The organism is Comamonas sp. lk (assembly GCF_900564145.1).
In the GTDB taxonomy this organism is placed as follows: domain Bacteria; phylum Pseudomonadota; class Gammaproteobacteria; order Burkholderiales; family Burkholderiaceae_C; genus Comamonas.
In genome coordinates this window covers 530,531-556,544 of the sequence record NZ_UOOB01000001.1, presented here as the reverse complement: position 1 = coordinate 556,544, position 26,014 = coordinate 530,531, and the positions used below count along the sequence as shown (strand labels likewise).

Sequence of the window (26,014 nt, the reverse complement as noted above, 5' to 3'; positions counted from 1 at the left end):
CTCTACTCCTTGCCGGTTGTCTGATCTGTTAACTGCTGCTCCAGCCAGTCTGCCACGGCTTGGGGCATGGCCAGCACATGGCCCGGCCAGCGACCGCTGGCAAAACCCACATGGCCGCCATGCAAGGGCCGCCACAGATGTATGCATTCACTTACTTCGGACTCTGCGGGCAGACTGTTTTCGGGCACAAAAGGATCGTTGCGCGCATTGAGCAGCAGCATGGGCAGGCGCACCTGCTTGAGCAGTGGCTTGGCCGAAGCGCGGCACCAGTAATCCTCGGCATCCTTGAAGCCATGTACCGGGGCGGTGAACACATCATCAAAGGCCCGCAAATCCCTGGCGCGCAGCAAAGCACTTTTATCGAACAGGCCGGGCGACAGCTCCCACTTGCCCAGCGCCTTGGGCACCAGGGTACGCAAAAACATGCGGGTATAGAGCCAGCGATTTAAGCCCTTGCCCAGGCGGTTGCCACCGGCAGTCAGATCCAAGGGCGCACAGACCACGGCTGCAGCACGGACCCAGTCTTTGGCCCGCTCCTGCTGCAAGGCGGCCCAGCAAGCCAGCGCATTGCCGCCCAGCGAGACGCCCATGGCCAGCACCTCACCCGCAGCGCGCTGCTTCATGCCGGCCAGAATCCAGGCTATCTCGTCCGCATCCCCTGAGTGATAGGCACGCGGCAGGCGATTGGGCTCGCCGCTGCAGCCCCTGAAATGCGGCACGGCCAGCTGCCAGCCCTTGGCGGCGCACACCTGGGCCATGGCTTGCGGGTAGTGGCTGGAAGACGAGCCCTCCAGCCCATGAAACAGCACCAGCAAAGGCGCAGCGCGAGCTGCCGGCACGGCCAAAAAATCTACATCGACAAAATCGCCATCGGGCGTCTCCCAGCGCTCACGCCGCCAGGGCAAGACAGCTTGCGCGCCCAGGCTGCGCCGCGCCACCAGCGCCGACCAGATAGTTTGCAGGTGACCGCCGGGCAGCCACCAGGGAGCGCGAAAATTTTGCATCAGCCCCTGTCCAGCCAGGCCTTGAGCTCTGGCTGCAAGGCATTTTTCTGTGCCGAACGCCATACCAGCTCCGGTGGCGCCACATGAATGCCGGCGGGCGCCTGGTTCAGGGCGGCCTCTACCAGCCTGGCCACATGCACGGCGCGCACGGGCCGCTCATTGCTCGGCACCATATAGCTCCAGGCGGAGAACAGCATTTGCGCCACGCTCTGCAAGAAATCAGCGGGCGCGGGCCGGGCCGCTGCCATGGCCGAACGCACAAAGATCAGCCGCTCGAACCCCAGTGCCGCCACCTCATGCTCATCCAGATTGGCCAGCCCGTGCTTGACGGCCTCGGGCAAGCGCCCCATTTCATGGGGCAGCACCACGGCCAAGCTCTTGACGCCGCAGCCGTGCATCCACCGCGCCACGCCGCCCAGCTGTTGCGGCTGAGGCGTCCACAGCGCACGCTCGCGTTGGTAGAAGGCACGCGGCGGCTCAAACATGATCACCCCCACATCGGCCGCCACTTGTGGCCACCGACTCAGCTCATTGCCCAGCACCTGCAGCAGCTGCATGCCGCGCACCGCCTCTATATAGGGCGACTGGGCCAGCACCTGCACTTGCGCATAGCTTTGCCCGCCCACCAGGCGGTTGAGCACTTCATTGCCCAGCGAGCCCGTGGCGCCGGCCAGCAGCATGCGCGGCCCGGCAGGCATTGCAGCCGTGGGGCGTGAGGCGGCGCGCAAAGCATCCATGGGAGAGACAGCGGTCATGACGGCAATGCTAGCGTGTTCAAGGCCGGCCTTGGGCGCGCGGTCGGCCCAGCGCCTCATGCCAGGCCATATGCTATTGTTTACTCTCTTTTATCGTGAATGGATGAACCCATGAAACGCTGGCTGCTCTTGTTCGCAACAATGGTGTCGCTGCTCACCCTGCACGGTTGCGGCTACAACGATTTCCAGCGTCTGGATGAAAAATCCAAGGCCGCCTGGAGCGAGGTGCTCAACCAGTACCAGCGCCGCGCAGACCTGGTGCCCAACATCGTGGCCACGGTCAAGGGCGAAGCCAGCTTCGAACAGGACACGCTGACCAAGGTGATCGAGGCCCGCTCCAAAGCCACCTCCATCCAGGCCACGCCCGAGCTGATTAACAACCCCGAAGCTTTCAACAAATTCCAGCAGGCACAAGGCGAGCTGTCCAGCGCCCTCTCGCGCCTGATGGTGGTCTCCGAGCGCTATCCGCAGCTGCAGGCCAACCAGGGCTTCCGCGATTTGCGCGTGACGCTGGAAGGCACGGAAAACCGCATCACCGTGGCCCGCAACGAATACATAGGCACGGTGCAGGCCTATAACGTGCTGGCACGCAGCTTCCCGAGCAATCTGACCGCCAAGGTGTTCGGCTACGCCGTCAAGCCCAATTTCACGGTGCAAAACGAAGCCGAAATCTCCAGCCCGCCCAAGGTGGACTTCTCCGCACCTGCGGCACCGGCTGGCAGCAAGTAACTGCCCGTCCATAGGCAAACCCTGTGTCAAACATGCCTATGACGCGCTTGTGGCATACGCTGGCGGCTATTGTTTTTGCATGGCTGTGGCTGCTGCCCAGTCACGCACAAACCAGTCAGCCCCCCGGCACCCAGCTGCAGCCCGTACCCGCGCTTACGGCCCGGGTGCTGGATCAGACCCAGACACTGAGCGAAAGCGAGCAGCAATCGCTGAGCCAAAAGCTCAAGGCGCTGGAGGACAGCACGGGCGCACAGGTGGTGGTGCTCATGGTCCCCACCACGGCACCGGAAGACATTGCCGCCTACGCCTGGCGCGTGGCCAGTAGCTGGAAGATCGGCCGCATGGACATAGGTGACGGCGCCCTCATCCTGGTGGCCAAGAACGACAGACGCATGCGCATCGAGGTGGCGCGCAAGCTGGAAGGGGCAATTCCCGACCTGCAGGCCAGCCGCATCATCGACAACGCCATGAAGCCGAAATTCCGCGCCAACGACTACGCGGGCGGTCTCTCGGATGCGATTGACCAGATGGCCATGCTGATTCGCGGCGAGAAGCTGCCGGCTCCCGAGCCACGGCCCTCCTCCTCGTCGAGCACGCCGTTCAGCGACTATGCGGAATTCCTGCTGCCTTTGCTGTTCTTTGGCTTTCCCATAGGCATTGCCGTTGCGCGCGCCATCTTTGGGCGCTTTCTCGGATCGCTGGTGGTGGGTGGCGTGGCCGGTCTGGCCGCCTATTTTTTCACCACCAGCTTGCTGATTGCCGGTTTTGCCGCCTTTCTGGGCCTGATCTTCACCCTGCTCTCCAACCTCTCGCGCGGTGGAGGCGGTGGCGGGCCTTACATCAGCAGCGGCGGCGGTGGTGGCAGCTGGAGCTCAGGCAGCGGCGGCGGTGGCGGTTTCAGCTCGGGTGGCGGCGGCAGCTTTGGTGGCGGCGGCGCCTCGGGGGATTGGTGAGATGAGCACTATTTTTCATCGCCTGGCAAGACTGGTACGCCATCGCTGGGCCGAGCGGCAACTCAATCAGGCCCTGCCGGTTGCTGTGCTGGCAGAGCTGGAACAGCTGATTGCCCAAAGCGAGCTGCGCCACACCGGCCAGGTGCGCATCTGCGTGGAGGCGGGCCTGCCCTGGAGCTATATCTGGGGCCATGCCACGCCACGCCAGCGCGCCCTCTCGCTTTTCAGCAAGCTGCGCGTCTGGGATACGGAACACAACAACGGCGTGCTGATTTATTTGCTGATGGCCGACCATGCCATCGAAATCGTGGCCGACCGGGCTCTGCACCGCACCATGGGCCAGGAGCAGTGGCAAACGCTGATCAGCGATATGCGCTCGGCCTTCCAGGGCGGCCACTACGCCGTGGGCCTGCGAGGCGCGCTGGAGCGCGTGAGCCGCCAACTCGAAGAACGCTTTCCCCGCCTGCCGGGCAAGCGCGACACCACGCATGACGAGCTACCCGATATGCCGGTGGTCGAACGCCATTTACCTGGCCGCTGAACCATCAGTATCGATAGCATCTTGCGCTTGATTTATCAGCGCCTCAGCCTTATTCAGCTAGATTTTCCGGCGCAAATTCAGCCCAGCAGATGGCGTCCGTAAGGCGAGCACAGCCACAGCACGGCCGCCACATTGATCAGCACTACCAGCCAGAACAAGGCCTGAAAGCGGGCCTTGCTGGATTTGTGCCGCAGCCATTGTTGGGCCAGCACCGCGCCTGGCCAGCCACAGGCCAGGGCCAGGGTCTGCAAGGTTTTTTCCGGCGTGCGCCAGCGGCCTTGCTGCGCCGCCCATTTGTCCTGCCAGTAAGCCATGAAGGTCAGCAGACTCATGCCGCCATAGGCCAGCCAGATCAGGCGCGGAACACCCCATTGCACAGCGGCAAACAGCATCAGCCCCAGCCAGAGCAGCAAAGCACCATAGCTCCAGCGGCTGGGTATGCGCAAGGTGCCCGCAGCTGCGGCTTGGCGCGGGCTGTGGCGTTCCGCGGAGCGCTGTGCACGCTGACGAGACGGGGATGGGTTGGCGAAAGTGCTGCGACTGCCTGCGCGAGCGGCCGATGCATTCAAGCGCCAGACCACCTTTTGCGCCCGCTTTTTGCCAGCATCCATTCCCACGCCAAACTGCAGACGCTGGCCTGTTTGCGGGCGCTGGTCGGCCGGCGGACGCGGCTCAAAAGCGCTGATGTGCACAAAGACGCGCTCGCCGCCCTCATCGGCCTCTATCCAGCCAAAGCCGCGCTCGTCATTCCATTGCGCCAAGGTTCCGCTGTAGCGCATGCCACGCACTCCGTTTGTTCAAAGCGCCGGATTGTCGCAAATCAACGACCCGCTGCCAATCCAGCCACCGTCTTCGGCGGCTTGCGCCACAATTCGTGGTTTGCTCCGAACACCGGCCGACTGTGATAGCGTCGTGGCGGCAACGATTTACCGACGAAAGCACCAACATGAAGAAATCTCTGTTCTCTCTCGCCATCATCGGCTCGGCTCTGGCACTGAGCGCTTGCTCGTCCATCAGCCCCCGGGGCGCTGCAACGCCCGAGGAATACGACTACGCTTTGAGCTGCAAGCTCAAGGTCGATGATCCCAAGAAGTGCGAAGCCCAGATCCGCAATCTGTGCCCCGCTCCCGCCAAGGCCGTGACGCACAAGTCACGCACGGTCGACCCTATCGACAATTCCGTGGTCTATGTGTACCAGGCCAGCTGCAACTGAGCGGCCAAACCGCTAAAGCCAAGGGCTTGAAGGAAAAACACCTTCAAGCCCTTTTCTTTTATGCATCAGCGGCTATTTAATCAATAGCAGCACAGGCATAAAAAAAGCCACCAGAGCTGGTGGCTTTTTGGCGTCCGCACAAAGCCGGGCCTTGTGCGAAAGCAATCAACGCTTTTGGCGGAACTTGCGCAGAGCAGCGATCTGAGCCGCCATGACGGCCAGCTCGGACTGGGCCTTGGCCAGGTCCAGCTCGCTCTTGGCGTTCTTCAGGGCTTCCTCGGCAGCAGCCTTGGCCTTTTGCGCCTTTTCATCGTCCAGATCCTTGCCGCGGATGGCGGTGTCGGACAGCACGGTCACGCAGTTGGGTTGCACTTCCAGAATGCCGCCGGCAACGAAGACAAACTCTTCCTTGCCATCGGGCATCTCGATGCGAACCGAACCCGGCTTGATGCGGGTGATCAGCGGTGTGTGGCGGGGATAAATGCCCAACTCGCCCGCTTCACCGGGCAAAGCGACAAAGCGCGCTTCACCGGAGAAGATGGACTCTTCGGCACTGACCACATCAACGTGGATGGTGTTCATCTTGGCTCCTTGGAAAAGGTGGGAATCTGGGCTTCAGGTGTACAGGCAGGAGGCGCTTGCGCACCTCTTGCCCGTGGTTCACCTTAGGCGGCCAGCTTCTTGGCCTTCTCGAAGGCTTCGTCGATGGTACCAACCATGTAGAAGGCCTGCTCGGGCAGGTGGTCGGCTTCGCCGGCGCAGATCATCTTGAAACCACGGATGGTTTCGGCCAGAGCCACGTACTTGCCAGGAGCGCCAGTGAACACTTCGGCCACGTGGAAAGGCTGCGACAGGAAACGCTGGATCTTGCGAGCGCGGGACACGGTGAGCTTGTCTTCAGGAGCCAGCTCGTCCATACCCAGAATCGCGATGATGTCGCGCAGTTCCTTGTAGCGCTGCAGCGTGCCCTGCACTTGGCGGGCCACGGTGTAGTGCTCTTCGCCCACCACTTGGGGGTCCAGTTGGCGGCTGGTGGAGTCCAGAGGATCCACAGCGGGGTAGATACCCAGCGAAGCGATGTCACGGGACAGCACGACGGTGGAGTCCAAGTGAGCAAACGTCGTAGCAGGCGAAGGATCGGTCAAGTCATCGGCAGGCACGTAAACGGCTTGGATGGAAGTGATCGAACCGACCTTGGTGGACGTAATACGCTCTTGCAGCTTGCCCATTTCTTCAGCCAGAGTAGGCTGGTAGCCCACGGCGGAAGGCATACGGCCCAGCAGAGCGGACACTTCTGTACCGGCCAGTGTGTAGCGGTAGATGTTGTCCACGAAGAACAGAACGTCCTTGCCTTCGTCACGGAAAGCTTCGGCCATGGTCAGGCCGGTCAGCGCAACGCGCAGACGGTTTCCTGGGGGCTCGTTCATCTGACCGTACACCATGGCGACCTTGGAGTCGCCCAGCGACTCTTGGTTCACCACGCCGGCGTCCGACATTTCGTGATAGAAGTCGTTACCTTCACGGGTACGCTCGCCCACACCAGCAAACACCGACAGACCACCGTGGCCCTTGGCGATGTTGTTGATGAGTTCCATCATGTTCACGGTCTTGCCCACACCGGCGCCACCGAACAGACCCACCTTGCCGCCCTTGGCGAAAGGAGAGATCAAGTCGATCACCTTGATGCCGGTTTCCAGCAGTTCTTGCGAAGGCGACAGTTCGTCGTACGCAGGAGCCTTGCGGTGGATGGGGGCCGTCAGGGTCTGGTCCACGTCGCCACGTTCGTCGATGGGGTTACCCAGCACGTCCATGATACGACCCAGAGTCGCCTTGCCCACGGGCACGGTGATGGGGTTGCCGGTGTTAGTCACCATCAGACCGCGCTTGATGCCGTCCGAAGAACCCAGGGCAATGGTACGCACCACGCCGTCGCCCAGCTGTTGCTGAACTTCCAGGGTCAGGGCCGAACCTTCCAGCTTCAAGGCGTCATACACCTTGGGCACCTGGCCGTGAGCGAACTCCACGTCCACCACGGCGCCGATACATTGAACAATCTTGCCTTGTACTTGAGCCATTCTTTGCTCCAATCTGTTTGTTTGTTAAAGCCGTTTACACAGCGGCGGCGCCTGCCACGATTTCCGACAATTCGGTCGTAATCGCTGCCTGACGCGTCTTGTTGTAGATCAGCTTCAACTCACCAATGACACTGCCAGCGTTGTCGGTTGCGGCCTTCATGGCCACCATGCGCGCCGATTGCTCGGACGCCATGTTTTCCGCCACTGCCTGGTACACGAGGGATTCCACGTAACGAACCAGCAGTTCGTCAATGACGCTTTGAGCGTCAGGTTCGTAGATGTATTCCCAGGTTGCACCCGTCTTCTCGGCTTGCAATTTTTCGGACGACAGTGGAAGCAATTGCTCCACTACCGACTCTTGCTTCATGGTGTTGATGAACTTGGTGTACGAGAGGTACACCGCGTTCAGCTTGCCTTCAGCGTATTGATCCAGCAGCACCTTGACCGGCCCGATCAGCTTGTCGAGATGGGGCGTGTCACCCAGGCCTGTAGCGTGGGAGACCACCTTGGCACCGACGCGGTTCAGGAAACCCAGTCCCTTGCCGCCGATGGCCACTGCTTCTGTCGAAACACCCGCATCCTGCAGCTCGCGCAACTTGGTCGTGACGACACGCAACACGTTTGTGTTCATGCCGCCGCACAAGCCCTTGTCGGTCGTCACTACGATGACGCCGGCCTTCTTGGCATCGTTCACTTGCATGAACGGATGCACATATTCAGGGTTGGCTTGACCAAGGTTGGCTGCAATGTTGCGGATTTTTTCGCTGTATGGACGGGCAGCCAGCATCCGTTCCTGCGCCTTGCGCATTTTGGATGCAGCCACCATTTCCATGGCTTTGGTGATCTTCTTGGTGTTTTCCACCGATTTGATCTTGCCGCGTATTTCCTTACCTGCTGCCATGATGGCTCCTCGTCCGGATTAAGCGAACGACTTCTTGAACGCAGCAACAGCCGCGGTCAATTCAGCTTCGTCCTTGCCTTCCTTGTCGAAAGCACGTTTTTCGTTCAGGCGGTCCAGCAGAGCACCGTGGCTGGTCTTCAGGAACTGGTGCAGACCAGCTTCGAAAGCCAACACTTGCTTGACTTCGATGTCGTCCATGAAACCCTTGTTCACGGCAAACAGCGAGGTACCCATCAAGGCGGTAGACAGAGGGCTGTACTGAGCTTGCTTGAGCAATTCAGTCACGCGGGCGCCACGGTCCAGCTGCTTGCGGGTTGCTTCGTCCAGATCGGAAGCGAACTGCGCGAACGCAGCCAGTTCACGGTACTGTGCCAAGTCGGTACGGATACCGCCGGACAGGCCCTTGACCAGCTTGGTCTGAGCAGCACCACCCACGCGGGACACCGAGATACCGGCGTTGATAGCGGGACGGATACCGGCGTTGAACAGGCTGGTTTCCAGGAAGATCTGACCGTCGGTGATCGAAATCACGTTGGTAGGCACGAAGGCAGACACGTCACCGGCTTGGGTTTCGATGATAGGCAGAGCGGTCAGAGAACCGGTCTTGCCCTTCACGGCACCCTTGGTGAAGGCTTCCACGTAGTCGGCGTTCACGCGAGCGGCGCGTTCGAGCAGACGGCTGTGGAGATAGAACACGTCGCCAGGGAAAGCTTCGCGGCCTGGTGGGCGGCGCAGCAGCAGCGATACTTGACGGTAAGCCACGGCTTGCTTGGACAGATCGTCATAAACGATCAGAGCGTCTTCGCCACGGTCACGGAAGTATTCGCCCATCGTGCAGCCGGAGTAGGCGGACACGTACTGCATGGCAGCAGATTCGGAGGCGGTAGCAGCCACAACGATGGTGTATTCCATCGCGCCAGCTTGCTCCAGAGCGCGCACCACGTTCTTGACCGAAGAAGCCTTTTGGCCGATCGCAACGTAGATACAGGTAACGCCCTGACCCTTTTGGTTGATGATGGCGTCGATAGCCACGGCAGTCTTGCCGGTCTGACGGTCACCAATGATCAGTTCGCGCTGACCACGGCCCACGGGCACCATGGAGTCGATGGACTTGATACCGGTTTGCAGAGGCTGATCCACGGATTGACGTGCGATCACACCAGGCGCAACCTTTTCGATCACGTCGGTCATCTTGGCGTTGATGGGACCCTTGCCGTCGATAGGCTGACCCAGAGCATTCACCACACGGCCGACCAGTTCGGGGCCCACGGGCACTTCCAGAATACGGCCCGTGCACTTGACGGTAGCGCCTTCGGAGATGTGCTCGTAAGCACCCAGGATCACGGCGCCAACGGAGTCGCGTTCCAGGTTCAGAGCCAGACCATAGGAAGGTTGGCCATCGGCGCCTGCGGGGAATTCCAGCATTTCGCCAGCCATCACGTCGGACAGGCCGTGCACGCGCACGATACCGTCGGTAACCGACACCACAGTGCCTTGGTTACGGACGTCAGTGCTTGCAGCCAGCCCTTCGATGCGGCTCTTGATCAATTCAGAAATTTCTGCGGGATTGAGTTGCATGACTCTTTCCTTCTTTCTTGTGTTTAGCCGAGACCTCAAGCGCGCATTACGCGGTGAGGGCCGCTTTCATTTGTTCCAGACGGGCTTTGACGGAAGTGTCCAGCACTTCGTCGCCCACCACGACGCGAACGCCACCGATCAGCGATTCTTCCAGCTTCACAGTGAGGTTCAGCTTGCGGCCAAAGCGCTTTTCCAGCGAAGCGCCCAGCTCGGCCAGCGCTGCATCCTCAATGGGGAAAGCGCTGAACACCACGGCATCCGAAGAGCCGCTCTTGCTGTTCACGAGGCTGCGGAACTGAGCTGCCACTTCAGGCAGCACGTCCAGACGGCCGTTTTCGAGAACTACGCGCAGGAAATTGTGCGCAGTCTCGGGCAATGCCGACTTGGCGACACCCGCGATGACATCGAACACCTGAGTCTTCGACACATTGGGGCTGTCAGCCAGTTGGCGCAATTGCGGATTGGCGGCAATCGCCGCCAATTCCTCCACCCAGGCGACAGTGCTGCTCAAGTCTGCGCCCTTGTCGGCGCAGGCTTTGAACAATGCTTCGGCGTAAGGGCGGGCAATGGTGGCGAGTTCGGCCATTTTTGCGGTTCCTTACAGCTCTGTCTTCAGGCGGTTCAGCAGATCAGCGTGGATGCCGGCATTCACTTCCTTGCGGAGGATTTGCTCGGCGCCCTTCACAGCCAATGCAGCCACTTGCTCACGCAGGGCTTCACGGGCAGCAATGGCTTGCTGTTCAGCTTCGGCGCGGGCAGCGGCAACAATCTTGTTGCCTTCTTCTGACGCACGGGCCTTGGCCTCTTCGATGATGGCCTGGGCGCGGCGCTCGGCGTCCGCAAGCCGCGATGCTGTTTCGTTGCGCGTCTGGCTCAGTTCCTGCTCGACACGCTTGTTAACAGCGGTCAGCTCGGACTTAGCCTTGTCGGCAGCAGCGAGGCCATCGGCGATTTTCTGGGCTCGCTCATCCAGTGCCTTCGCAATCGGGGGCCACACGAACTTCATCGTGAACAGCACCAGGATCAGGAAAACAATGGCCTGAACGAACAGGGTCGCGTTGATACTCACGGCAACACCTTTCTATTTAGGGCGTTGAACGGAGCTTAGGCCACCAGCTGGAAGGGGTTGGCAAAAGCGAACAGCAGAGCGATAGCCACGCCGATCAGGAAGGCGGCGTCGATCAGACCAGCCAAGATGAACATCTTGGTTTGCAGTTCGTTGATCAGCTCAGGCTGACGTGCCGAGGATTCCAGGAACTTGCCACCCATCAGGGCGATACCGATAGAAGCGCCGATAGCGCCCAGACCAACAATCAGACCGCAAGCCAGAGCGACGAGACCGAGAACGTTTTCCATGATGACTCCTAGAGATGAAGGGAAAGTGAAAGTGAAAGGGAAAGGTCAGTGAGCTTCATGTGCTTGGCCGAGATAAATCAGCGTCAGCATCATGAAAATGAAGGCTTGCAGGGTAATCACCAAGATGTGGAAGATCGCCCAGATCGTGCCTGCAATGATGTGCCCCACGGGGAGCAACACACCAGAGAGCGACATAGCCGCCGCACCACCCATCAGGGCAATCAGCATGAACACCAGCTCACCAGCGTACATGTTGCCGAACAGTCGCATACCGTGCGAAACCGTCTTGGCAACGTATTCAATAATCTGCATCAGCAGATTGACCACGCCCAGGATCAGGGCGAAGACAGGATTCTTGGAGGTGCCGAACGGTGCGGACACCAGCTCGTGCGCCCAGCCGCCCAGGCCCTTGATCTTGACGCTGTAGTACAGGCACAGGATCAGCACGGCAGTCGACAGGCCCAGCGTGGTGGACAGATCGGCCGTAGGCACGACACGCAGATAAGCGTGAGAGTCAGCAGTAGCGCCTTGCCACAGCACAGGCAGCAGATCCACGGGCAGCATGTCCATGGCGTTCATCAGGAAAATCCAGACAAACACGGTCAGTGCCAGAGGAGCGATGAATTTGCGAGATTCGGCGTTGTGGATATTGGCCTTGGCCTGATTATCCACCATTTCAACCAGCATTTCCACGGCAGCCTGGAAGCGGCCTGGAACACCGGAAGTCGCCTTGCGGGCAGCCAGCCAGAGCACAAAGATGCCCAGCAGACCCAGAATGCCAGCTACTGCGATGGAGTCGTAGTTGATAACTGAGAAATCGATGACGGACTTCTGCTTGATGTTTTGCAGGTGTTGCAAGTGGTGAACGATGTATTCACTTGCAGTTGGGGCGTGCGCATCAGCGGCCATCGTCAACTCTTTTCTTAAGCTTCAGTTTTTCGAACACCGGATCGCACCAGCAGCGCAATCCAATACGTTTTCATTACAACAATCAAGCCGGCCAGCAAAGCCAACCAGCTCAGGTTGGGAACCAGCTTGGGCGCTGCCGCCAACATGGCAATGCAGAGCACCAACTTGACCAGTTCCCAGCCAAAAATTCTGACCATGGCGCTTCCGGCGTCTCCCGGACGCTGGCGGGCCATGCCTCTTGCAAACAATGCTGCCGGGATCACTACGGCCAGCGCACCATAAGCGGCCGACCAACCCACGGAAGCACGTCCTGTCACCAGCCACGCGATCAACGCTACCAAAGCGCCAACCACCGCCTGAACCCAGACGATGCGCCACACCGAGACCTGCGGGAAGCGCTGGCGCCATGCCGAGGCTTCTTGTGCAGTCAGGGGCTTGAAATCGTCGACTTCAACCTCATCCTGTAGTTCAGTGGCGCTATTTTTCATTGATTTCTCTGGTGCCACCAAGCTGCAAGAACCGGACTAGACTTTTTAACAAAGCCTCTGATTATAAGTAAAAACCCCTGCCGAGCGATAGGGGTTGTTACTGTCATGCATAAAAGCATACATACACCGCGTTTCGTGTCGCTGATGTCCAACAAATGTCGCCAGCGGCGTCTAAACGGGCGCAAGTGTGCACTGAAATGCATTACGGATTGCCCTGAAATTCCGGCAAATTTCAAGGGCTTTTGGCCGTTGACGACCGTCAATAGGCGCACACAGCGCAGGCTACAGGGGCAGCAAGCACAATGGACGCCAATATTTTTGTCCTGCGCAGCGCTTGCCTTGCGCCATACAGATAACAACTCACGGAATCCATCCTATGAGCGACACCACACCGAACACCCCGACTCCCGCTGCCGGCGAGAGCGTTGAAGACTCCCGCAAGGACTCGCTGATCGAGTACCCATCCCAGTTCCCCATCAAGGTCATGGGCCTCAAGGACGAGCACTACGTTGGCGAGATCACCAAGATTGCCGAGCAGTTCGATCCGGACTTCGATGCCAGCAGCATCGAGCTGCGCCCCAGCGCCGGCGGCAAATACCTGGGCGTGACCATTACCGTCACGGCCACCAGTCGCGAACAGCTGGACAACCTCTATCGTGCACTCACCTCTCACCCGCTGGTGAAGGTGGTGTTGTGATCGACGCGGCAGTCGCTCACAGCACGCCCGCCGACCTCAGCCCCCCCGAGCCCATGGATCTGCGCATCCTGGGCCGCACGGGCTATGAAAACACGGTCGCAGCCATGCAGGAATTCACGCGCACGCGCAATGCATCTACGCGTGATGAGCTATGGATTTGTGAGCACACACCGCATTTCACACAAGGGCTTGCAGGCAAAGTCGACCATTTGCTGCAGCCCGGAGACATTCCCGTGGTGGCCACCAATCGTGGCGGGCAGGTGACTTATCACGGCCCGGGCCAGGTGGTGGCCTATCCGTTGCTGGATCTGCAGCGCAGCGGCTATTTCGTCAAGGAATACGTGTACCGCCTGGAAGATGCCGTGATCCGCACCCTGGATCACTTTGGCGTGACCGGCCACCGCGTGGCGGGCGCTCCCGGCATCTATGTACGCCTGGATGACCCGCGCAGCCATGCCATGCTCGAGCAGCGCCCGCAGCACCGCGAGCCGGGCAGCCCTGTGCCCGAGCCACATTTCGAGGGTCTGGGCAAGATTGCGGCCCTGGGCATCAAAGTGAGCCGCCACAGCACCTACCACGGAGTGGCCTTCAATGTCGACATGGATTTGGAACCTTATTTGCGAATCAACCCTTGCGGATATGCAGGACTGAAGACAGTGGACCTTTCTACAATCGGCATCAAGACAACCTGGGATGAGGCCGCGCACGTGCTTGGCCACCAGCTGCAAAAACGGCTATCCCCGTAGAGGCAAGATCATGAGCACCAACGAAGTCGTGCGCGAAGCGCAGTCCGCCGAAAACTACAACCCGCTGGCCAAGCAAAAGGCTGCCGCCAAGCTGGCGCGCATCCCCGTGAAGGTGGAGCAGGCTGAAGTTCTCAAGAAACCCGAGTGGATCCGCGTCAAGGCGGGCAGCCCCAGCACGCGTTTTTACGAAATCAAGGACATTCTGCGCAAGAACAATCTGCACACCGTGTGCGAGGAAGCCAGCTGCCCCAACATCGGCGAATGCTTCGGCAAGGGCACGGCCACCTTCATGATCATGGGTGACAAGTGCACGCGCCGCTGCCCGTTCTGCGACGTGGGCCACGGCCGCCCCGACCCGCTGGATGTGAACGAGCCGCTGAACCTGGCGCGCACGATTGCCGCACTCAAGCTCAAGTACGTGGTGATCACCAGCGTGGACCGCGACGACCTGCGCGACGGTGGCTCCGGCCACTTTGTGGAATGCATCAAGAACATCCGCGAGCTCTCACCCACCACGCAGATCGAGATTCTGGTGCCCGATTTCCGCGGCCGCGACGACCGCGCGCTGGAGATTCTCAAGTCGGCTCCACCCGATGTGATGAACCACAACCTGGAAACCGCGCCCCGCCTGTACAAGGAAGCGCGTCCCGGCTCGGACTACCAGTTCTCGCTGAACCTCTTGAAGAAGTTCAAGGAACTGCACCCCGATGTGCCCACCAAGAGCGGCATCATGGTCGGCCTGGGTGAAACCGACGAAGAAATCCTGCAAGTGATGCGCGATATGCGCGCCCACAACATCGACATGCTGACCATCGGCCAGTATCTGTCGCCCACCAACAGCCATCTGCCGGTGCGCCGCTATGTGCACCCGGACACCTTCAAGATGTTCGAAGAAGAGGCCTACAAAATGGGTTTTTCCCACGCGGCCGTGGGCGCCATGGTGCGCTCCAGCTACCACGCCGACCAGCAGGCCCATGCCGCTGGCGTGTGATTGCCGACGCTCCACAAAAAAGCAGCCCACGCGGCTGCTTTTTTATTGCTCAATCGGCTGTTATCGCCTGATACACAAGCGCAAGAAGCTATGGTTTTGATTACGCCAGCGCTTCCACCAGCGCCGGCGTCAAATAGTGCGGCCCGTCAAACACCAGCACCGGCCAGCCTGCATAAAACGAGAGCTGGGCACGCAGCTCCTGCGCCGTGGCACTGCGGAAATGCCCAGCGCCATCGGGCCTGAAGGCCTCTGCAATCACCTTCAGCCGCTGCCAGCCCACGGTATCAGCCAGCGCCAGCGCATAGCGCGCCGCCGTGGCGGCACTGCGGGTGTGCAGACCCACGCCATCCTGAAAGAACAGCCCCACATCCGGCGGCAGCCAACGCTTGACCCAGCGGGCAAAAGCCTTGGGCCCCAGATTGCTGTTGTCGTATGCGCTGACCCACAGCGGGCGCGGCAGGTTCTGCAGGCTCTCGGCCAGGCGATTCACCTCCTTCCAGCTGGGGTCAGACTCCACCGGAAAATACCAGCCCACGGGTTCGAAAGGCAGGGCTTCCTTGGCCAAGCGAGCCGAAGCCTGCGCAAGCAGCTCTACCCGGCGGCGAGCACGCGGCTCGTCGTAATCGCCCACCAGTCCGGCAATGATGCTTTGCGCCCAGGGCTGGACGGGCAGCCGCTCCAGCGAGGGCGCGCGCCATAGCTTGCCGCTGCCGTCGTCCGTGGCCAGCCACTGGATCAACAGGGTTTGGATACCCAGACGCTGCCACTCGCCCTGAGGCCTGGCCGTGGCGTTATCGGGCTGCCAGACCATGCCTGAGACCTTTACCGGCGGCATGGGCGGCATTCTCTGCGCCATGCCCATGCCAGGCAGCAGCAGGGCGGCAGATAGCGCGGTTCGACGTGTGTACACGTACAGGCCTTTCAGTAATACCAGGAGGCACGGGCAACCAGCCCGCTGGATCGGTCGTCGCCGCCCAGACGGGCACGATACTGCACGGTGAAATCCACCCAGGAGCGGCCCGCATGCGTGCGATCTTCGCGCAACCAGCGCCTTAGGCTCACGCCCACACCGGCACTGCCGGCCCCGGTGCGCCTGTAGCTGCTGTTGTACTCGGCAGCCACCACGCCATAGCCCCACAGGCCCCAGCCCCCCGAGTCCGAGCCGCGCAGCCGCCACTGCGGGCCGTAGCGCAGCTCGCCCGTGGCGTATTTTTCGCCCGATTGCAGATAGCGACCGGCCTCCAGATACAGATCGCCAGTCATCCAGCGCTCGCGGTTCACCGGGCCGTACATGTCCTTGGTGTAGGAGTACGCGGCGCGCAACAACCAGTCATTGCGGCTGGCAGCACCCAGTTTTTGCCAGCGTTCCGCCGCCACGATCAGGTTCTGGTTGCCAAAAGGCTTGACCCGAATCCCCAGCGCCAGCTGCGATGACTCCGGCCCCGTGGCCTCTTGCGGTGCAGCACGCAGATTGCCCATGTAACGGCCATACAGATCGACAAACGTGCCGTCGCCACGCAGTTGCTGCGGCCGCCAGAACAGCTCGCCCACGGTCTGCAGGCTGCGATAGCCGCTGGCTCCGCTTTGCCCGCCCGGCAAGGTGCTGCCGCGGCTGCTGAAAACCCCGGCCGAGCTCCCCCACTGCCGGTCCAGATCGCCCACGGCAAGGCGCACATCCTGGCGCTGCTGGGGCGTGAAGCGGATCTGCCCGGCATCGGTGCTGTCGAGAGCCGCCGCATGGCGGCGCACGGCAGCACGGCTGTCGCCCACATGCTCGGCGGCAAATGCCGCATCTTCAAGCTGAGCCGCCGGCAGCGCACGGCCCTGCTCAGCCGCAGTGTAGAAGTCGGCTTCGGCCTGCTTGTCGCCGGCAGTATGGGCAATCTGGGCCAGTTCGGCGGGCTTCAAGCCGGAGTCCTGGCCTGCCATAGCCTGCAAGGCCTGCTGCGCCTGGGCGCGAGCCGCACCGCCCTGCCCCTGGCCTTGCAGCGCCGCAATCGACAGCTGCCAGTAAGCGCCCTTGGCGGGCTGCAGCTTCAGCAATGGCTCAGACAAGCTCTGCACCTGCGGCCACTGCTGCAGCTGCGCCGCCGCATAAGCAGCATTGGCCAAGTCGTTTTCAATATCAAATGCATAGCTGGCTGTGCAGACTGTCTCTGCATTGCAGCTCAAATCGGGCACTGGCATAGGCAATTCGAAAGAGAGGCCAGATTGCAAGAGCTGCAAGCGCACTGCCGCGTCTTGGGCCGCATTCTCTGCAGACATAGTCTGCAATTGCCGGGCCCACTCTCGCCCTTGTGCCAGTTGCCCGGTCGCCAGTGCCGTATCTGCCCCCTGGCGCAACAGGCTGGCCCGCGCATCGGCACTCAAACCGGAAGCGCTGGTCAACGTCTGATCAAGCGCCTGCAGCGCCTGCGCGCCCTGGCCTTGCTGCAACAAAGCATAGGCCTTGGCTTGCCGCAGAGCGGGCTGATTCGGATGGATTTGCAAGCCTGCATCCACCTCGGCCACCACCTCGCTCCAGCGCTGAGCGCTCAACAGCAAGCGGGCCTGCAGCACATGCCATGGCAAGGGCTGGGGATTGAGCTGCAAAGCCTGACGGATGAAAGCAAGCGCCGCATCCAGTTGCTCAGGCTGCTGCGCCTTGGCATAAGCCTGCTGGGCCAGGGCCTGGGCGCGCCGGGCTTTCTCTTGAGCCGCGCTGGCCGCATTAGCCGCATTGGCGGCATCTACCGCCGCCCGCGCCTGGTCCTCCAGCGCCTGCAGACGCGGCACATCGGGGCGCAGGCGGCGTGCGGCCCGAGCCTCTTGCAAGGCATGGACATAGTCGCCCTTGGCATAGGCTTTATAGGCACGGTCGGTATGCTGCCATGCCGCGCCCGTGAGAGAGCGCTCCTGCGCCTGCACGCCGGCCGCGCTACCTAACAGAGCGACAAAAATGGCCGACATCAGCGCTGGCATACGTCCGCGAGTTCTGTCTGTCATTCCCCTTCCTCCTCAGACGGTTTGAGTCGTGCTTTTTGCTGCTCCAGCAAGGCCTTGTCGAGCTGCTCTGGCGTCACCAAGCCCTGGTGGACCAGATGGCCGCCCAGACGCCCATCTCGGGCTGCGTCATAAGAGTCCAGCACCTGGTCCAGTGCCTCGCGGCTGAGATCCCCCCGATAGATCAGGCAGTCGCCCAGCAAGGCAGCCGATGCACCGCCCTCTTCTTCGGCCATCCCACTCAACTGGCGCAAACCTGCGGCGATGTCGCTCTCACGCACCACCAGCTGACGCAAGGGTCGCTTCAAGCGCGCTTGCAGCTGCGCCTGCACCGCCTCGGGCAAGACCGAGGCCACCGCCACATGCAGAGCGCTTTCATCGCTGCTGGCCAACGGCAACATGCGCCAGCGGATCATGTCCCGCGCCGGCAGCAGACTCAGGTCGATACGCTCCTCGCCATCGGCCAGATGCAATCGCGGCAGATCGGCCTGATAAGCCCGGGCTTCCGCCAGCAGGTCTTCATCCACCCAGCCGTTCTGGAGCAGCACCTGGCCCAGCAGCGTACCGCCGGTCTGGGCTTGCTGCTCCAGAGCCGCATCCAGCGTTTCGCCATCAATCGCCTGCCAGCTTTTGAGCAGATCGCCCAGATGCTGCTTCTGCTCTGCCAGTTGCTCCACCGTGGGGAAGTCGTGCATGGTCTTGTCCCAGACCAGCTTGCTGCCAAAGAGCTTGTGGCTCAGATACTGCTTCCAGGCGCGGCCTGCGGCTGCGGCATTGATGAAGTTGCCCACCACCATGCGCGGAATGGACAGCAGCGCATGCACGCCGCCATAGATACGGCCCACAAAATAAGCGCGCTGCGCCATGCGCAACAGCAGGGCCATGAAGTTCAGCGCAATCACCACCTGCACCCAGTGCGCCAGCGACTGGATGGGAGGCAGGCTGTCACTCCACCAACCCATGACACCCAACAGCGCCAGCAGCATGTAATTGAAAAAGATCAGATATGCGGCAATCGCCACAAAGGCCGTGATCAGGCCTTTGCGGTCCCGGAACAACAGGTATTTGACGGCGGCATTGCCCTGCCAGCCCACCTGCTCCCAGCCTTGCAGACCTATGCCCAGCGTCCAGCGCGCCTTTTGCCGATAAGCCGTGCGGAAGGTGTTCGGGAAAAACTCGCGCACGCCCAGTGGCATGGTGATCTCGATCGGCTTTTCCTTGCCCGTCCAGCCCTTGCGCTTGACGCGGTACTGCACCGGGAACTTGCCGAAGATCTGCCGCATGCCCATGCGCGCCAGACGCGTGCCCACGTCGTAATCCTCGGTCAGCGTATCGGGGTTGAAGGGCTGGCCATCCGTCTCGGCCATCAGCGCCAACATGGCTTTGCGCGAGAAACAAGTGCCCACGCCGGCCGAAGGCACCATGCCACTCATGCTCTCGCGCACTACCAGATCCTTGGCGTGCCATTCCGCAAACTCATCCATGTAAACGCCTGCCACCCATTCATTCCAGTTGCGCTCCAGCGATGTCACGGGCAGCTGGATGAAGTCGATGCGCGGCAGCAGGTAGTTGAAGTATTTGAGCTCCAGCGGGTGCAGCACATCCTCGCTGTCATGCAACACCATGCCGGCAAACTCAATGCCGCGCTTTTGCGCCGTCTGCTCGATGCTTTGCACAATCGAGTTCAGGCAATCGGCCTTGCAGGTGGGGCCGTCATGCGGCACCTGCACCCGCACCAGTTGCTTGTAGCGGCGGCGCATGCGCTCCACCTCGTCAATCGTGCGCTGGTCGTTGGGGTAGGTGCCCACAAAGACCATGAACTCCCGATATTCGAGCGTGGCCACCATGTTCTCGATCATGGAGGCGATGACGTCGTGCTCCTGCCAGGCCGGCACCATGATGGCGATGGGTTTTTCGGGCACGGAGCGCAGCTGCGCAGGGGTAAGCGCCGTGTGCAAAGGCTTGACGCGCAGATGGCGCCAGATTTCACGAATCCAGTATCTGGCGTCAATGAACAGATCGTCGATGCTGGAGATCAGCACCACCACGGCGACAAAGGCCGTGGCTATCTCCAAAGCCCGGTAGTTGGCGCTGAAGAAGTCGGAAAACGGCTGCATATCCACCATCACGCGGCCTTCGCCTTCAGCAGGATCTGCACGATCTTCTCGCTGGCGTCGCCGTGGCCATAGGGATGGGCGGCACGGGTCATGCGCTCATAGGCAGCACTGTCGTGCAGCAACTCACGGACGGCCGCCACAATGCGCGGCCTGTCGGTACCCACCAGCTTGACCACTCCGGCCTCCACCACCGAAGGACGCTCGGTCACATCGCGCAGCAGCAGCACGGGCTTGCCCAATGCCGGCGCTTCTTCCTGCACGCCGCCAGAATCGGTCAGCACCAGGAAAGCGCGCTGCATCAGGCGCACAAAACCCAGATAGTCCTGCGGCTCGATCAGGTGCACGCCGGCCACTTGGCCCAGGCGCTGCTGCACCACATCCAGCACCAGCGGATTGAGGTGGACGGGGTAAACCACCTCCACTTCGCCACCGGCTACCAGCTCGGTCACGGCATCGCAGATCTGGGCCAGACCTTCACCATGGTTTTCGCGGCGGTGGCTGGTCAGCAACACCATGCGCTTGCCCGCCGCCAGCTGCGGCAGGCGTGCATCCACGCTGTCGCGCAGCGACACATCATTTTCAAAACGCCTAGCCACCCACTTCAGGGCATCAATCACGGTGTTGCCCACCACATGGATCTGGCCGTGCAGGTTTTCGGCTAGCAGATTGGCCTTGGCTTTTTCGGTGGGCGCCAGCAACACTTCGGCCATCACATCGATCACGCTGCGGTTCATTTCCTCGGGCCAGGGCTCGGTCAACGAGCCGGTGCGCAGTCCGGCCTCCACATGCACCACGGGGATATGACGGTGAAACGCTGCCATGGCGGCGGCCATGGCCGTGGTGGTATCGCCGTGCACCAGCACCCGATCCGGCCTGACCTGCTCCAGCAGCTCATCCATGCCTTGCAGGATGCGGGCCGAGAGGCTGTTGAGCGTCTGGCCTTGTGCCATCACCGACAAATCATGCTGGGGCTTGATATCGAACAGCTCCAGCACCTGCTCGAGCATGTGGCGGTGCTGGCCGGTCACGCAGACCACGGAGTCCATACCGGGGGTGGCGGCGAGCAAACGCACCACGGGGGCCATCTTGATGGCTTCGGGCCGGGTCCCGATCACAGAAAGAAGCTTCATGCATGCCTTTCAGGCCTGCCGGTGAGTCGCAGCACCGGTACGGCCATCTAGCGCTTGCGTGTGAGCTGGTAGACGCGTGTTGGCGACTGTTTGCGCTACCAGAAATCCAAGGGTCTGAGCTTTTGGCAGGTGCGCATCACACGCAAGTTTGCGCACACTTCACAGACCCAATGAATATAAAAAAGTTCGGCGACGTGAGCAGTTGTTACGACCAAGTCCATGTAATTACTGCATCAACTGGACATCCAAGGCGATTGAGGTTATCTATTCGTCGTCGATTCTGAAATGCAAAAAAGCGGAGCAGCTACCGCTATCTCCGCTTGAATTTCAATCAATTTTTAATCGAGAAGCTTGAACCAACATACGCTGGCAGCTATCAATATTGAATACTCAGAGACATCGCAAAAAAAGCCTGGCTAACCGGCAAACCGCTGGCTGGCAAAAACGACTGCAGGCTGAACTGGCCTGGCGAGTCGCCCCACGATGAAACTGAGCTGTGTAGCGCATGAACCCCACCAGAGTGATTCGCTACAAGCTGGATGCAACTATAACAGCAAATGAGAATCAATCGCAATTAAATTTGTAAATGCGCGTTTCTACCGCAGATGGCCTGAACTCGGGCTGTCATGTTGCCGCAGGGCAACGCAACATCGTCAAGCATTGCAAACAATTCCAGGCCATGACTTGGGATCAAGGCGCGGCCTCCGAAGAACAAAGGCCGCCAGCCGCCCTGCGCGCTTGGCGGCGGCTTGCAAGCCATTGCGGTCAGGGTGCCAGCAGCCCCGAAGGGTCCTCGCTATTCATCACCTGCTGCGCCCAGGGAGCCAGCTTTTGCGTATCGGCCCGCAGGATTTCCTGCTTGACGGCCAGGATCTGGGCAGGATGCATGGAGAAACTGCGCAGACCCAGACCCAGGAGCAGCCGGGTCATGCTCACGTCGCCGGCCATTTCGCCACATACACAGACTTGCTTGCCGGCTGCATCGGCTGCAGCGATCACCTCGGACACCAGACGCAGCACCGCCGGGTGCATGGGGTCGTAGAGATGGGCCACGGTTTCATCCGCACGGTCAATGGCCAGCGTGTATTGAATCAGGTCATTGGTGCCTATGGAGAGGAAGTCGAAGTACTTGAGGAAGGTACGTACCACCAGCGCGGCCGCCGGTATCTCGATCATCGCTCCCAGCTTGACCGGACCATAAGGCAGGCCACGCACATCCAGCTCGCTTTGCGCCTGGCGCAGCTGGGCCAGGGTCTGCTCGATCTCGCTGCGGTGGGCCAGCATGGGAAACAGCAGGTGAATCTGCCCGTGTGCCGCCGCACGCAAAATGGCGCGCAGCTGGGTGCGAAACATGGCGGTATCCGCCAGGCTCCAGCGAATGGCGCGCAGACCCAGAGCGGGGTTCAGGTAATAGTCCTTGGGCTGGGCTTTGTCCAGCGGCTTGTCGGCTCCCACATCCAGCGTGCGTATGGTGACCGGCATGCCTTGCATGCCGTCAATGGCTTCGCGGTAGGCGCGGTATTGCTCTTCCTCGCCGGGCAGATTGCCACCCCGGCCCATGAACAGGAACTCGGTGCGAAACAGTCCCACGCCCACGGCTCCGGCATGCACGGCAGCCGGGCCGTCGCCAGGCTGCTCGATATTGGCCAGCAACTCCACTTTTTGCCCGTCCATGGTGAGCGAGGGCGTGAAGCGCAGGCGTGACAAACGCTCGCGCTCCAGCTCGTTCTGGCGTTGCCTGAAGCCATACTCGGCCAGGATGATGGGCGAGGGATCGACGATGACCACGCCTTCGTTGCCGTCGATGATGACCCAGTCGTCCTGGCGGATCAGCTGGCTGGCCGCACGCGCGCCCACCACCGCAGGAATGTCCATGCTGCGCGCCACGATGGCGGTATGGCTGGTCTTGCCGCCCACGGCGGTAATGAAGCCGGCAAACACCTTGCTCTTGAACTGCAGCATGTCGGCAGGCGAAAGATCCTGCGCCACCAGCACCAGCGGCGATTCATGGGCGCCATCCTGGGGGGCTACCTGGGGCGCACTGACCGGGTTGGGTACGCCTTTCATGTGGCGCAAAATCCTGTCCACCACCTGTTCCAGGTCGGCCTTGCGCTCACGCAGGTACTCGTCATCCATCTCGTCGAACTGGCGCGAGACAATCTCCAGCTGCGTTGTCAACGCCCATTCGGCGTTGTACAGGCGGTCCGATATCCAGTGACGTATGGCTTCTGCCAGTGCATCGTCCTGCAGCAGCATCAGGTGCACGTCCAGCAAAGCATCCAGCTCGCCGGGCGCATCCTTGGGCATTTCTTCCTGCAGACGCCTCAATTCGTCGATGACCGAGTTGCGCGCACTGCGTGCCCGCGCGATTTCAGACTCGATCTGCTCCGGGTGAATGAAGTAGTGCACCACCTCCATGCGGCTGGAGGCCACCACCACCGCACGCCCAATCGCAATACCCCGTGACACGGCCAAGCCGTGGATTGCAAATGTCATAGCGACTGCCCTTTCGCGAATGACGCGATTGTTTTTGCTTGCTCCGGATCGCCAGGCGGCCGTCTGCCTGCTGCATCGCAATGCAACAGGTGTCCTGCCCTGCGCCCAGAAGCTCCTCCCGTCACATCGTGGCGGGCAAAGCGATCTTGCTACTTACTGGCCTTCGCCAAATTTGTCATTGATCAAGGCGACCAAGGCATCCAGGGCTTCCTGCTCGCGCTCGCCATCGGTCTCCAGCTCCAGCTCGGAGCCAATGCCTGCCGCCAACATCATCACGCCCATGATACTTTTGGCGTTGATGCGGCGCTCGCCCTTTGTCAGCCAGACTTCGCAAGGAAAACTGCCGGCGAGTTTGGTGAGCTTGGCCGAGGCGCGGGCGTGCAGGCCCAGCTTATTGCTGATGGTGATATGAGTCTTGATCATGAGAAGGTCGTGCGCTTTGATTTTGCAATGAACTGCTGGCCACTTGCATGACGCCCTGGCTGCCGCCCACCATGGCACGCGACACCAGCGCATCCAGCGCTTCCTGCCTATAGCCTATGGAGCGCAACAGCATGGGCAGGTTCACCCCGGCCACCAGCCGCGCGGGCAGCTGAGCCACCAGGCGCTGAGCCACATTGCAAGGCGTGGCGCCGAAGAGATCGGTCAGCACCAGTGTAGGCAGAGACATACCGCCATGCGCCTCCAGCATCTCCCTAGCCCGCTGCAGCGTGCTTTCCGGCGGCTCCTGAGCCGGCACATCCAGTGCCAGCACGTCGTCGGCGCTGTCGGCAAACACGTGCAGCGCACATTCGCGCAGCGCGGAGGCCAGCGGGGCGTGGGTGAGCAAAAGAATGCGCGTGGTCATGTAGTCACAGTTCTTGATGGCAAATTATGGCGCGCCGGCGGGAGATCTTGCACATTGGCGCATACGGCATGGTGAATATGGAGGCGATGACGGCCGCTATTGCAGCTGCAGACCGGCAAAAAATGCCTGTGCAGCTTCCGGCCTGGGTTTGTCGGCATAGATCACAGCATGGTAGATGCGCACCCCTTTGTCACCCTCCAGCCGCGCAAACCATGCGCCGTAGCCTATGAGTTTTTGGCCCTGCGGCCCCACGCCCTCCAGCGTGCTGCGTATGGATTGCGGCAAATTCAGCGCGCCCTTGGGCACAAATACAGCATCACCGCTGGCCTGCAACGGCTTTGTTGCATGCAACTGGGCCAAGACGGCCGCCTGCCAGCGCGCCAAGGTCGCGGCAGCCTGCGCGGGCTCCTTGAGCAGAAAGTGAGACACGGCATAAGTGGCATGATCCGCCTCGCAGCCCACCATGGCCATGGATACCTGCTCGCTCCCCATGGGCACATCGCGGCTGGCAGTTTGCGCATCGCAAGGCAGCAGAATTTGCAGCGGCGCATTCTTGAGCTGCACGGTGCGCCAGTTGAGCGCCGGGCTGCAGCCGGCCAGCACCATGCTCAGCCCAAGCCAGCGCGCAGCAATGCCCGCCCTGGTCTTCAACATATGCCCGCCCATGCCTGCTGTGTCATATCTGCATTATCTGGAGCCGCCATGCCCGCCCCGGCCGCCAGCGCCTAGGGATGACCCGTAGAGAAAAGTCTTTCTCCCATTCGCAGGCTGAACTTTTGCGACAGCGCAGGCTCCAATGACCTAGAACAGCAATGTGCTTAATTTCTAGGCACAATCAAGATCTTATGGCAAGCAAAACTTGGATCGCAGGCCTGGCGGCCGCAGCCGTCATCGGCGTCGGGGCATGGGTGTATACCGGGGCCGGTCAATCTGCGGCACCTCAGTCCACCTTTGTGCTGCTCGACGGCAGCCAGAAGACGACATCCGACCTCAAAGGCCAGGTCACGCTGGTGAACTTCTGGGCCACCAGCTGCACGACCTGCGTGGCAGAAATGCCCGAGATCATCAGCACCTACAACAAGTACAAGGGCAAGGGTTTCAACACCCTGGCCGTAGCCATGAGCTACGACCCGCCCAGCTATGTGGTGAACTTTGTCGAGTCGCGCAAGATTCCTTTCCAGGTGGCGCTGGACAACACGGGCAACGTGGCCAAGGCCTGGGGCGACGTCAAGCTCACGCCCTCCACCTTCATCGTCAACAAGCGCGGCGAGATTGTGAAGAGCTATATCGGTGCGCCTGATTTTGCCGAGCTGCACAAGCTGATCGAAAAACTGCTGGCGGAACCTGCAAGCGCCTAAAGCCTTATCAAATCAATAGCTGCCAGCGCTTTATCTTCCTTGAGTTCAAGGCAAAGCGGCTTGAAACCCAAGTCCAGCAAGCGCAGGCACTGCAAAAAATAAAAACCGGCAAGTTGCCGGTTTTTTTCATGCCTGAACCCCGTCAGAG

At 60.9% G+C, this 26,014-nt stretch carries 28 protein-coding genes; 8 read left to right on the top strand and 20 right to left on the bottom strand.

The window, feature by feature from the left end:
- Positions 1-2: 2 nt before the first annotated feature.
- A complete protein-coding gene (locus EAO39_RS02565; RefSeq protein ID WP_120965930.1) occupies positions 3-1,004 on the bottom strand; it encodes an alpha/beta fold hydrolase in 1,002 nt (333 codons plus the stop codon).
- Positions 1,004-1,759, bottom strand: coding sequence for a hypothetical protein (locus EAO39_RS02560; protein ID WP_120970612.1), 756 nt, complete (start codon positions 1,757-1,759; stop codon positions 1,004-1,006). The genes EAO39_RS02565 and EAO39_RS02560 overlap by 1 nt, the downstream gene beginning before the upstream one ends.
- 111 nt (positions 1,760-1,870) lie before the next feature.
- Here EAO39_RS02560 and EAO39_RS02555 point away from each other — a divergent pair, with 111 nt between their 5' ends.
- Genes EAO39_RS02555 through EAO39_RS02545 form a run of 3 tightly spaced genes read left to right on the top strand, consistent with a single transcriptional unit; the run spans position 1,871 to position 3,982 of the window.
- Positions 1,871-2,488: a LemA family protein gene (locus EAO39_RS02555; protein WP_120970610.1), complete on the top strand. Its 618-nt coding sequence runs from the start codon at positions 1,871-1,873 to the stop codon at positions 2,486-2,488.
- 32 nt (positions 2,489-2,520) lie between these two features.
- Positions 2,521-3,441 carry a TPM domain-containing protein gene (locus EAO39_RS02550; RefSeq protein ID WP_120965928.1) on the top strand — a complete coding sequence of 307 codons (921 nt, stop codon included), beginning with the start codon at positions 2,521-2,523 and terminating at the stop codon, positions 3,439-3,441.
- Between the two features lies 1 nt (position 3,442).
- Positions 3,443-3,982, top strand: coding sequence for a TPM domain-containing protein (locus EAO39_RS02545; RefSeq protein WP_120965926.1), 540 nt, complete (start codon positions 3,443-3,445; stop codon positions 3,980-3,982).
- 77 nt (positions 3,983-4,059) lie between these two features.
- Here the strand turns inward: EAO39_RS02545 and EAO39_RS02540 are convergent, their stop codons facing one another.
- A complete protein-coding gene (locus EAO39_RS02540) occupies positions 4,060-4,761 on the bottom strand; it encodes a cold shock and DUF1294 domain-containing protein (RefSeq protein WP_120965924.1) in 702 nt (233 codons plus the stop codon).
- 167 nt (positions 4,762-4,928) lie between these two features.
- Between EAO39_RS02540 and EAO39_RS02535 the strand changes: the two genes are divergently transcribed.
- The gene (locus EAO39_RS02535; protein ID WP_120965922.1) at positions 4,929-5,195 is read left to right on the top strand and encodes a hypothetical protein; all 267 of its coding nucleotides are present in this window, start codon (positions 4,929-4,931) and stop codon (positions 5,193-5,195) included.
- Between the two features lie 165 nt (positions 5,196-5,360).
- On the opposite strand, the gene EAO39_RS02530 is transcribed toward EAO39_RS02535, so the two are convergent.
- The 9 genes from EAO39_RS02530 to EAO39_RS02490 all read right to left on the bottom strand — a co-directional run bounded on the left by EAO39_RS02530 (position 5,361) and on the right by EAO39_RS02490 (position 12,502).
- Positions 5,361-5,777, bottom strand: a complete 417-nt coding sequence (locus EAO39_RS02530) for a F0F1 ATP synthase subunit epsilon (protein WP_120965920.1) — start codon at positions 5,775-5,777, stop codon at positions 5,361-5,363.
- An 83-nt stretch (positions 5,778-5,860) separates the two neighbouring features.
- Positions 5,861-7,270 carry a F0F1 ATP synthase subunit beta gene (atpD, locus tag EAO39_RS02525; RefSeq protein ID WP_120965918.1) on the bottom strand — a complete coding sequence of 470 codons (1,410 nt, stop codon included), beginning with the start codon at positions 7,268-7,270 and terminating at the stop codon, positions 5,861-5,863.
- 34 nt (positions 7,271-7,304) lie between these two features.
- A complete protein-coding gene (gene atpG / locus EAO39_RS02520; RefSeq protein WP_120965916.1) occupies positions 7,305-8,171 on the bottom strand; it encodes a F0F1 ATP synthase subunit gamma in 867 nt (288 codons plus the stop codon).
- A gap of 18 nt (positions 8,172-8,189) precedes the next feature.
- The gene (gene atpA, locus EAO39_RS02515; protein WP_120965914.1) at positions 8,190-9,749 is read right to left on the bottom strand and encodes a F0F1 ATP synthase subunit alpha; all 1,560 of its coding nucleotides are present in this window, start codon (positions 9,747-9,749) and stop codon (positions 8,190-8,192) included.
- A 46-nt stretch (positions 9,750-9,795) separates the two neighbouring features.
- Positions 9,796-10,335 (bottom strand): F0F1 ATP synthase subunit delta, encoded by a 540-nt coding sequence (locus EAO39_RS02510; protein ID WP_120965912.1) that lies wholly within the window; start codon positions 10,333-10,335, stop codon positions 9,796-9,798.
- Between the two features lie 12 nt (positions 10,336-10,347).
- Positions 10,348-10,818 carry a F0F1 ATP synthase subunit B gene (locus EAO39_RS02505; RefSeq protein WP_120965910.1) on the bottom strand — a complete coding sequence of 157 codons (471 nt, stop codon included), beginning with the start codon at positions 10,816-10,818 and terminating at the stop codon, positions 10,348-10,350.
- A 35-nt stretch (positions 10,819-10,853) separates the two neighbouring features.
- On the bottom strand, positions 10,854-11,105 hold the full coding sequence (gene atpE / locus EAO39_RS02500) for a F0F1 ATP synthase subunit C (RefSeq protein ID WP_003059376.1): 252 nt from the start codon (positions 11,103-11,105) through the stop codon (positions 10,854-10,856).
- 45 nt (positions 11,106-11,150) lie between these two features.
- On the bottom strand, positions 11,151-12,014 hold the full coding sequence (gene atpB / locus EAO39_RS02495; protein ID WP_120965908.1) for a F0F1 ATP synthase subunit A: 864 nt from the start codon (positions 12,012-12,014) through the stop codon (positions 11,151-11,153).
- Between the two features lie 14 nt (positions 12,015-12,028).
- A complete protein-coding gene (locus EAO39_RS02490) occupies positions 12,029-12,502 on the bottom strand; it encodes an ATP synthase subunit I (RefSeq protein WP_120965906.1) in 474 nt (157 codons plus the stop codon).
- Between the two features lie 376 nt (positions 12,503-12,878).
- On the opposite strand from EAO39_RS02490, the gene EAO39_RS02485 reads away from it, so the two are divergent.
- From EAO39_RS02485 to lipA, 3 genes are read left to right on the top strand one after another with little or no spacing between them, the layout of a single operon-like run.
- A complete protein-coding gene (locus EAO39_RS02485) occupies positions 12,879-13,199 on the top strand; it encodes a DUF493 family protein (protein WP_120965905.1) in 321 nt (106 codons plus the stop codon).
- A 53-nt stretch (positions 13,200-13,252) separates the two neighbouring features.
- The gene (gene lipB / locus EAO39_RS02480; RefSeq protein WP_120965903.1) at positions 13,253-13,945 is read left to right on the top strand and encodes a lipoyl(octanoyl) transferase LipB; all 693 of its coding nucleotides are present in this window, start codon (positions 13,253-13,255) and stop codon (positions 13,943-13,945) included.
- A 10-nt stretch (positions 13,946-13,955) separates the two neighbouring features.
- Positions 13,956-14,936, top strand: coding sequence for a lipoyl synthase (lipA, locus tag EAO39_RS02475; protein ID WP_120965901.1), 981 nt, complete (start codon positions 13,956-13,958; stop codon positions 14,934-14,936).
- A gap of 100 nt (positions 14,937-15,036) precedes the next feature.
- Here the strand turns inward: lipA and EAO39_RS02470 are convergent, their stop codons facing one another.
- The 8 genes from EAO39_RS02470 to EAO39_RS02435 form a co-directional block, all read right to left on the bottom strand.
- Entirely contained in the window at positions 15,037-15,846 is an 810-nt protein-coding gene (locus EAO39_RS02470) for a hypothetical protein (protein WP_162989471.1), read from the bottom strand.
- 11 nt (positions 15,847-15,857) lie between these two features.
- Positions 15,858-17,921: a hypothetical protein gene (locus EAO39_RS02465; protein ID WP_120965897.1), complete on the bottom strand. Its 2,064-nt coding sequence runs from the start codon at positions 17,919-17,921 to the stop codon at positions 15,858-15,860.
- Positions 17,918-20,044 carry a glycosyl transferase family protein gene (locus EAO39_RS02460; RefSeq protein WP_240466880.1) on the bottom strand — a complete coding sequence of 709 codons (2,127 nt, stop codon included), beginning with the start codon at positions 20,042-20,044 and terminating at the stop codon, positions 17,918-17,920. Before EAO39_RS02460 ends, EAO39_RS02465 begins: the two co-directional genes overlap by 4 nt.
- Complete coding sequence (gene wecB, locus EAO39_RS02455; RefSeq protein ID WP_120965895.1) at positions 20,044-21,165, bottom strand: UDP-N-acetylglucosamine 2-epimerase (non-hydrolyzing); 1,122 nt, start codon at positions 21,163-21,165, stop codon at positions 20,044-20,046. The genes EAO39_RS02460 and wecB overlap by 1 nt, the downstream gene beginning before the upstream one ends.
- Before the next feature lie 765 nt (positions 21,166-21,930).
- Positions 21,931-23,661 (bottom strand): phosphoenolpyruvate--protein phosphotransferase, encoded by a 1,731-nt coding sequence (gene ptsP / locus EAO39_RS02450; RefSeq protein ID WP_120965893.1) that lies wholly within the window; start codon positions 23,659-23,661, stop codon positions 21,931-21,933.
- A gap of 153 nt (positions 23,662-23,814) precedes the next feature.
- Positions 23,815-24,084 (bottom strand): HPr family phosphocarrier protein, encoded by a 270-nt coding sequence (locus EAO39_RS02445; protein ID WP_120965891.1) that lies wholly within the window; start codon positions 24,082-24,084, stop codon positions 23,815-23,817.
- Positions 24,053-24,508, bottom strand: a complete 456-nt coding sequence (locus EAO39_RS02440; protein ID WP_120965889.1) for a PTS fructose transporter subunit IIA — start codon at positions 24,506-24,508, stop codon at positions 24,053-24,055. The genes EAO39_RS02445 and EAO39_RS02440 overlap by 32 nt, the downstream gene beginning before the upstream one ends.
- A gap of 96 nt (positions 24,509-24,604) precedes the next feature.
- Positions 24,605-25,162, bottom strand: coding sequence for a hypothetical protein (locus EAO39_RS02435; RefSeq protein ID WP_120965887.1), 558 nt, complete (start codon positions 25,160-25,162; stop codon positions 24,605-24,607).
- A gap of 191 nt (positions 25,163-25,353) precedes the next feature.
- On the opposite strand from EAO39_RS02435, the gene EAO39_RS02430 reads away from it, so the two are divergent.
- Positions 25,354-25,866, top strand: coding sequence for a TlpA disulfide reductase family protein (locus EAO39_RS02430; protein ID WP_120965885.1), 513 nt, complete (start codon positions 25,354-25,356; stop codon positions 25,864-25,866).
- Positions 25,867-26,014 lie beyond the last annotated feature (148 nt).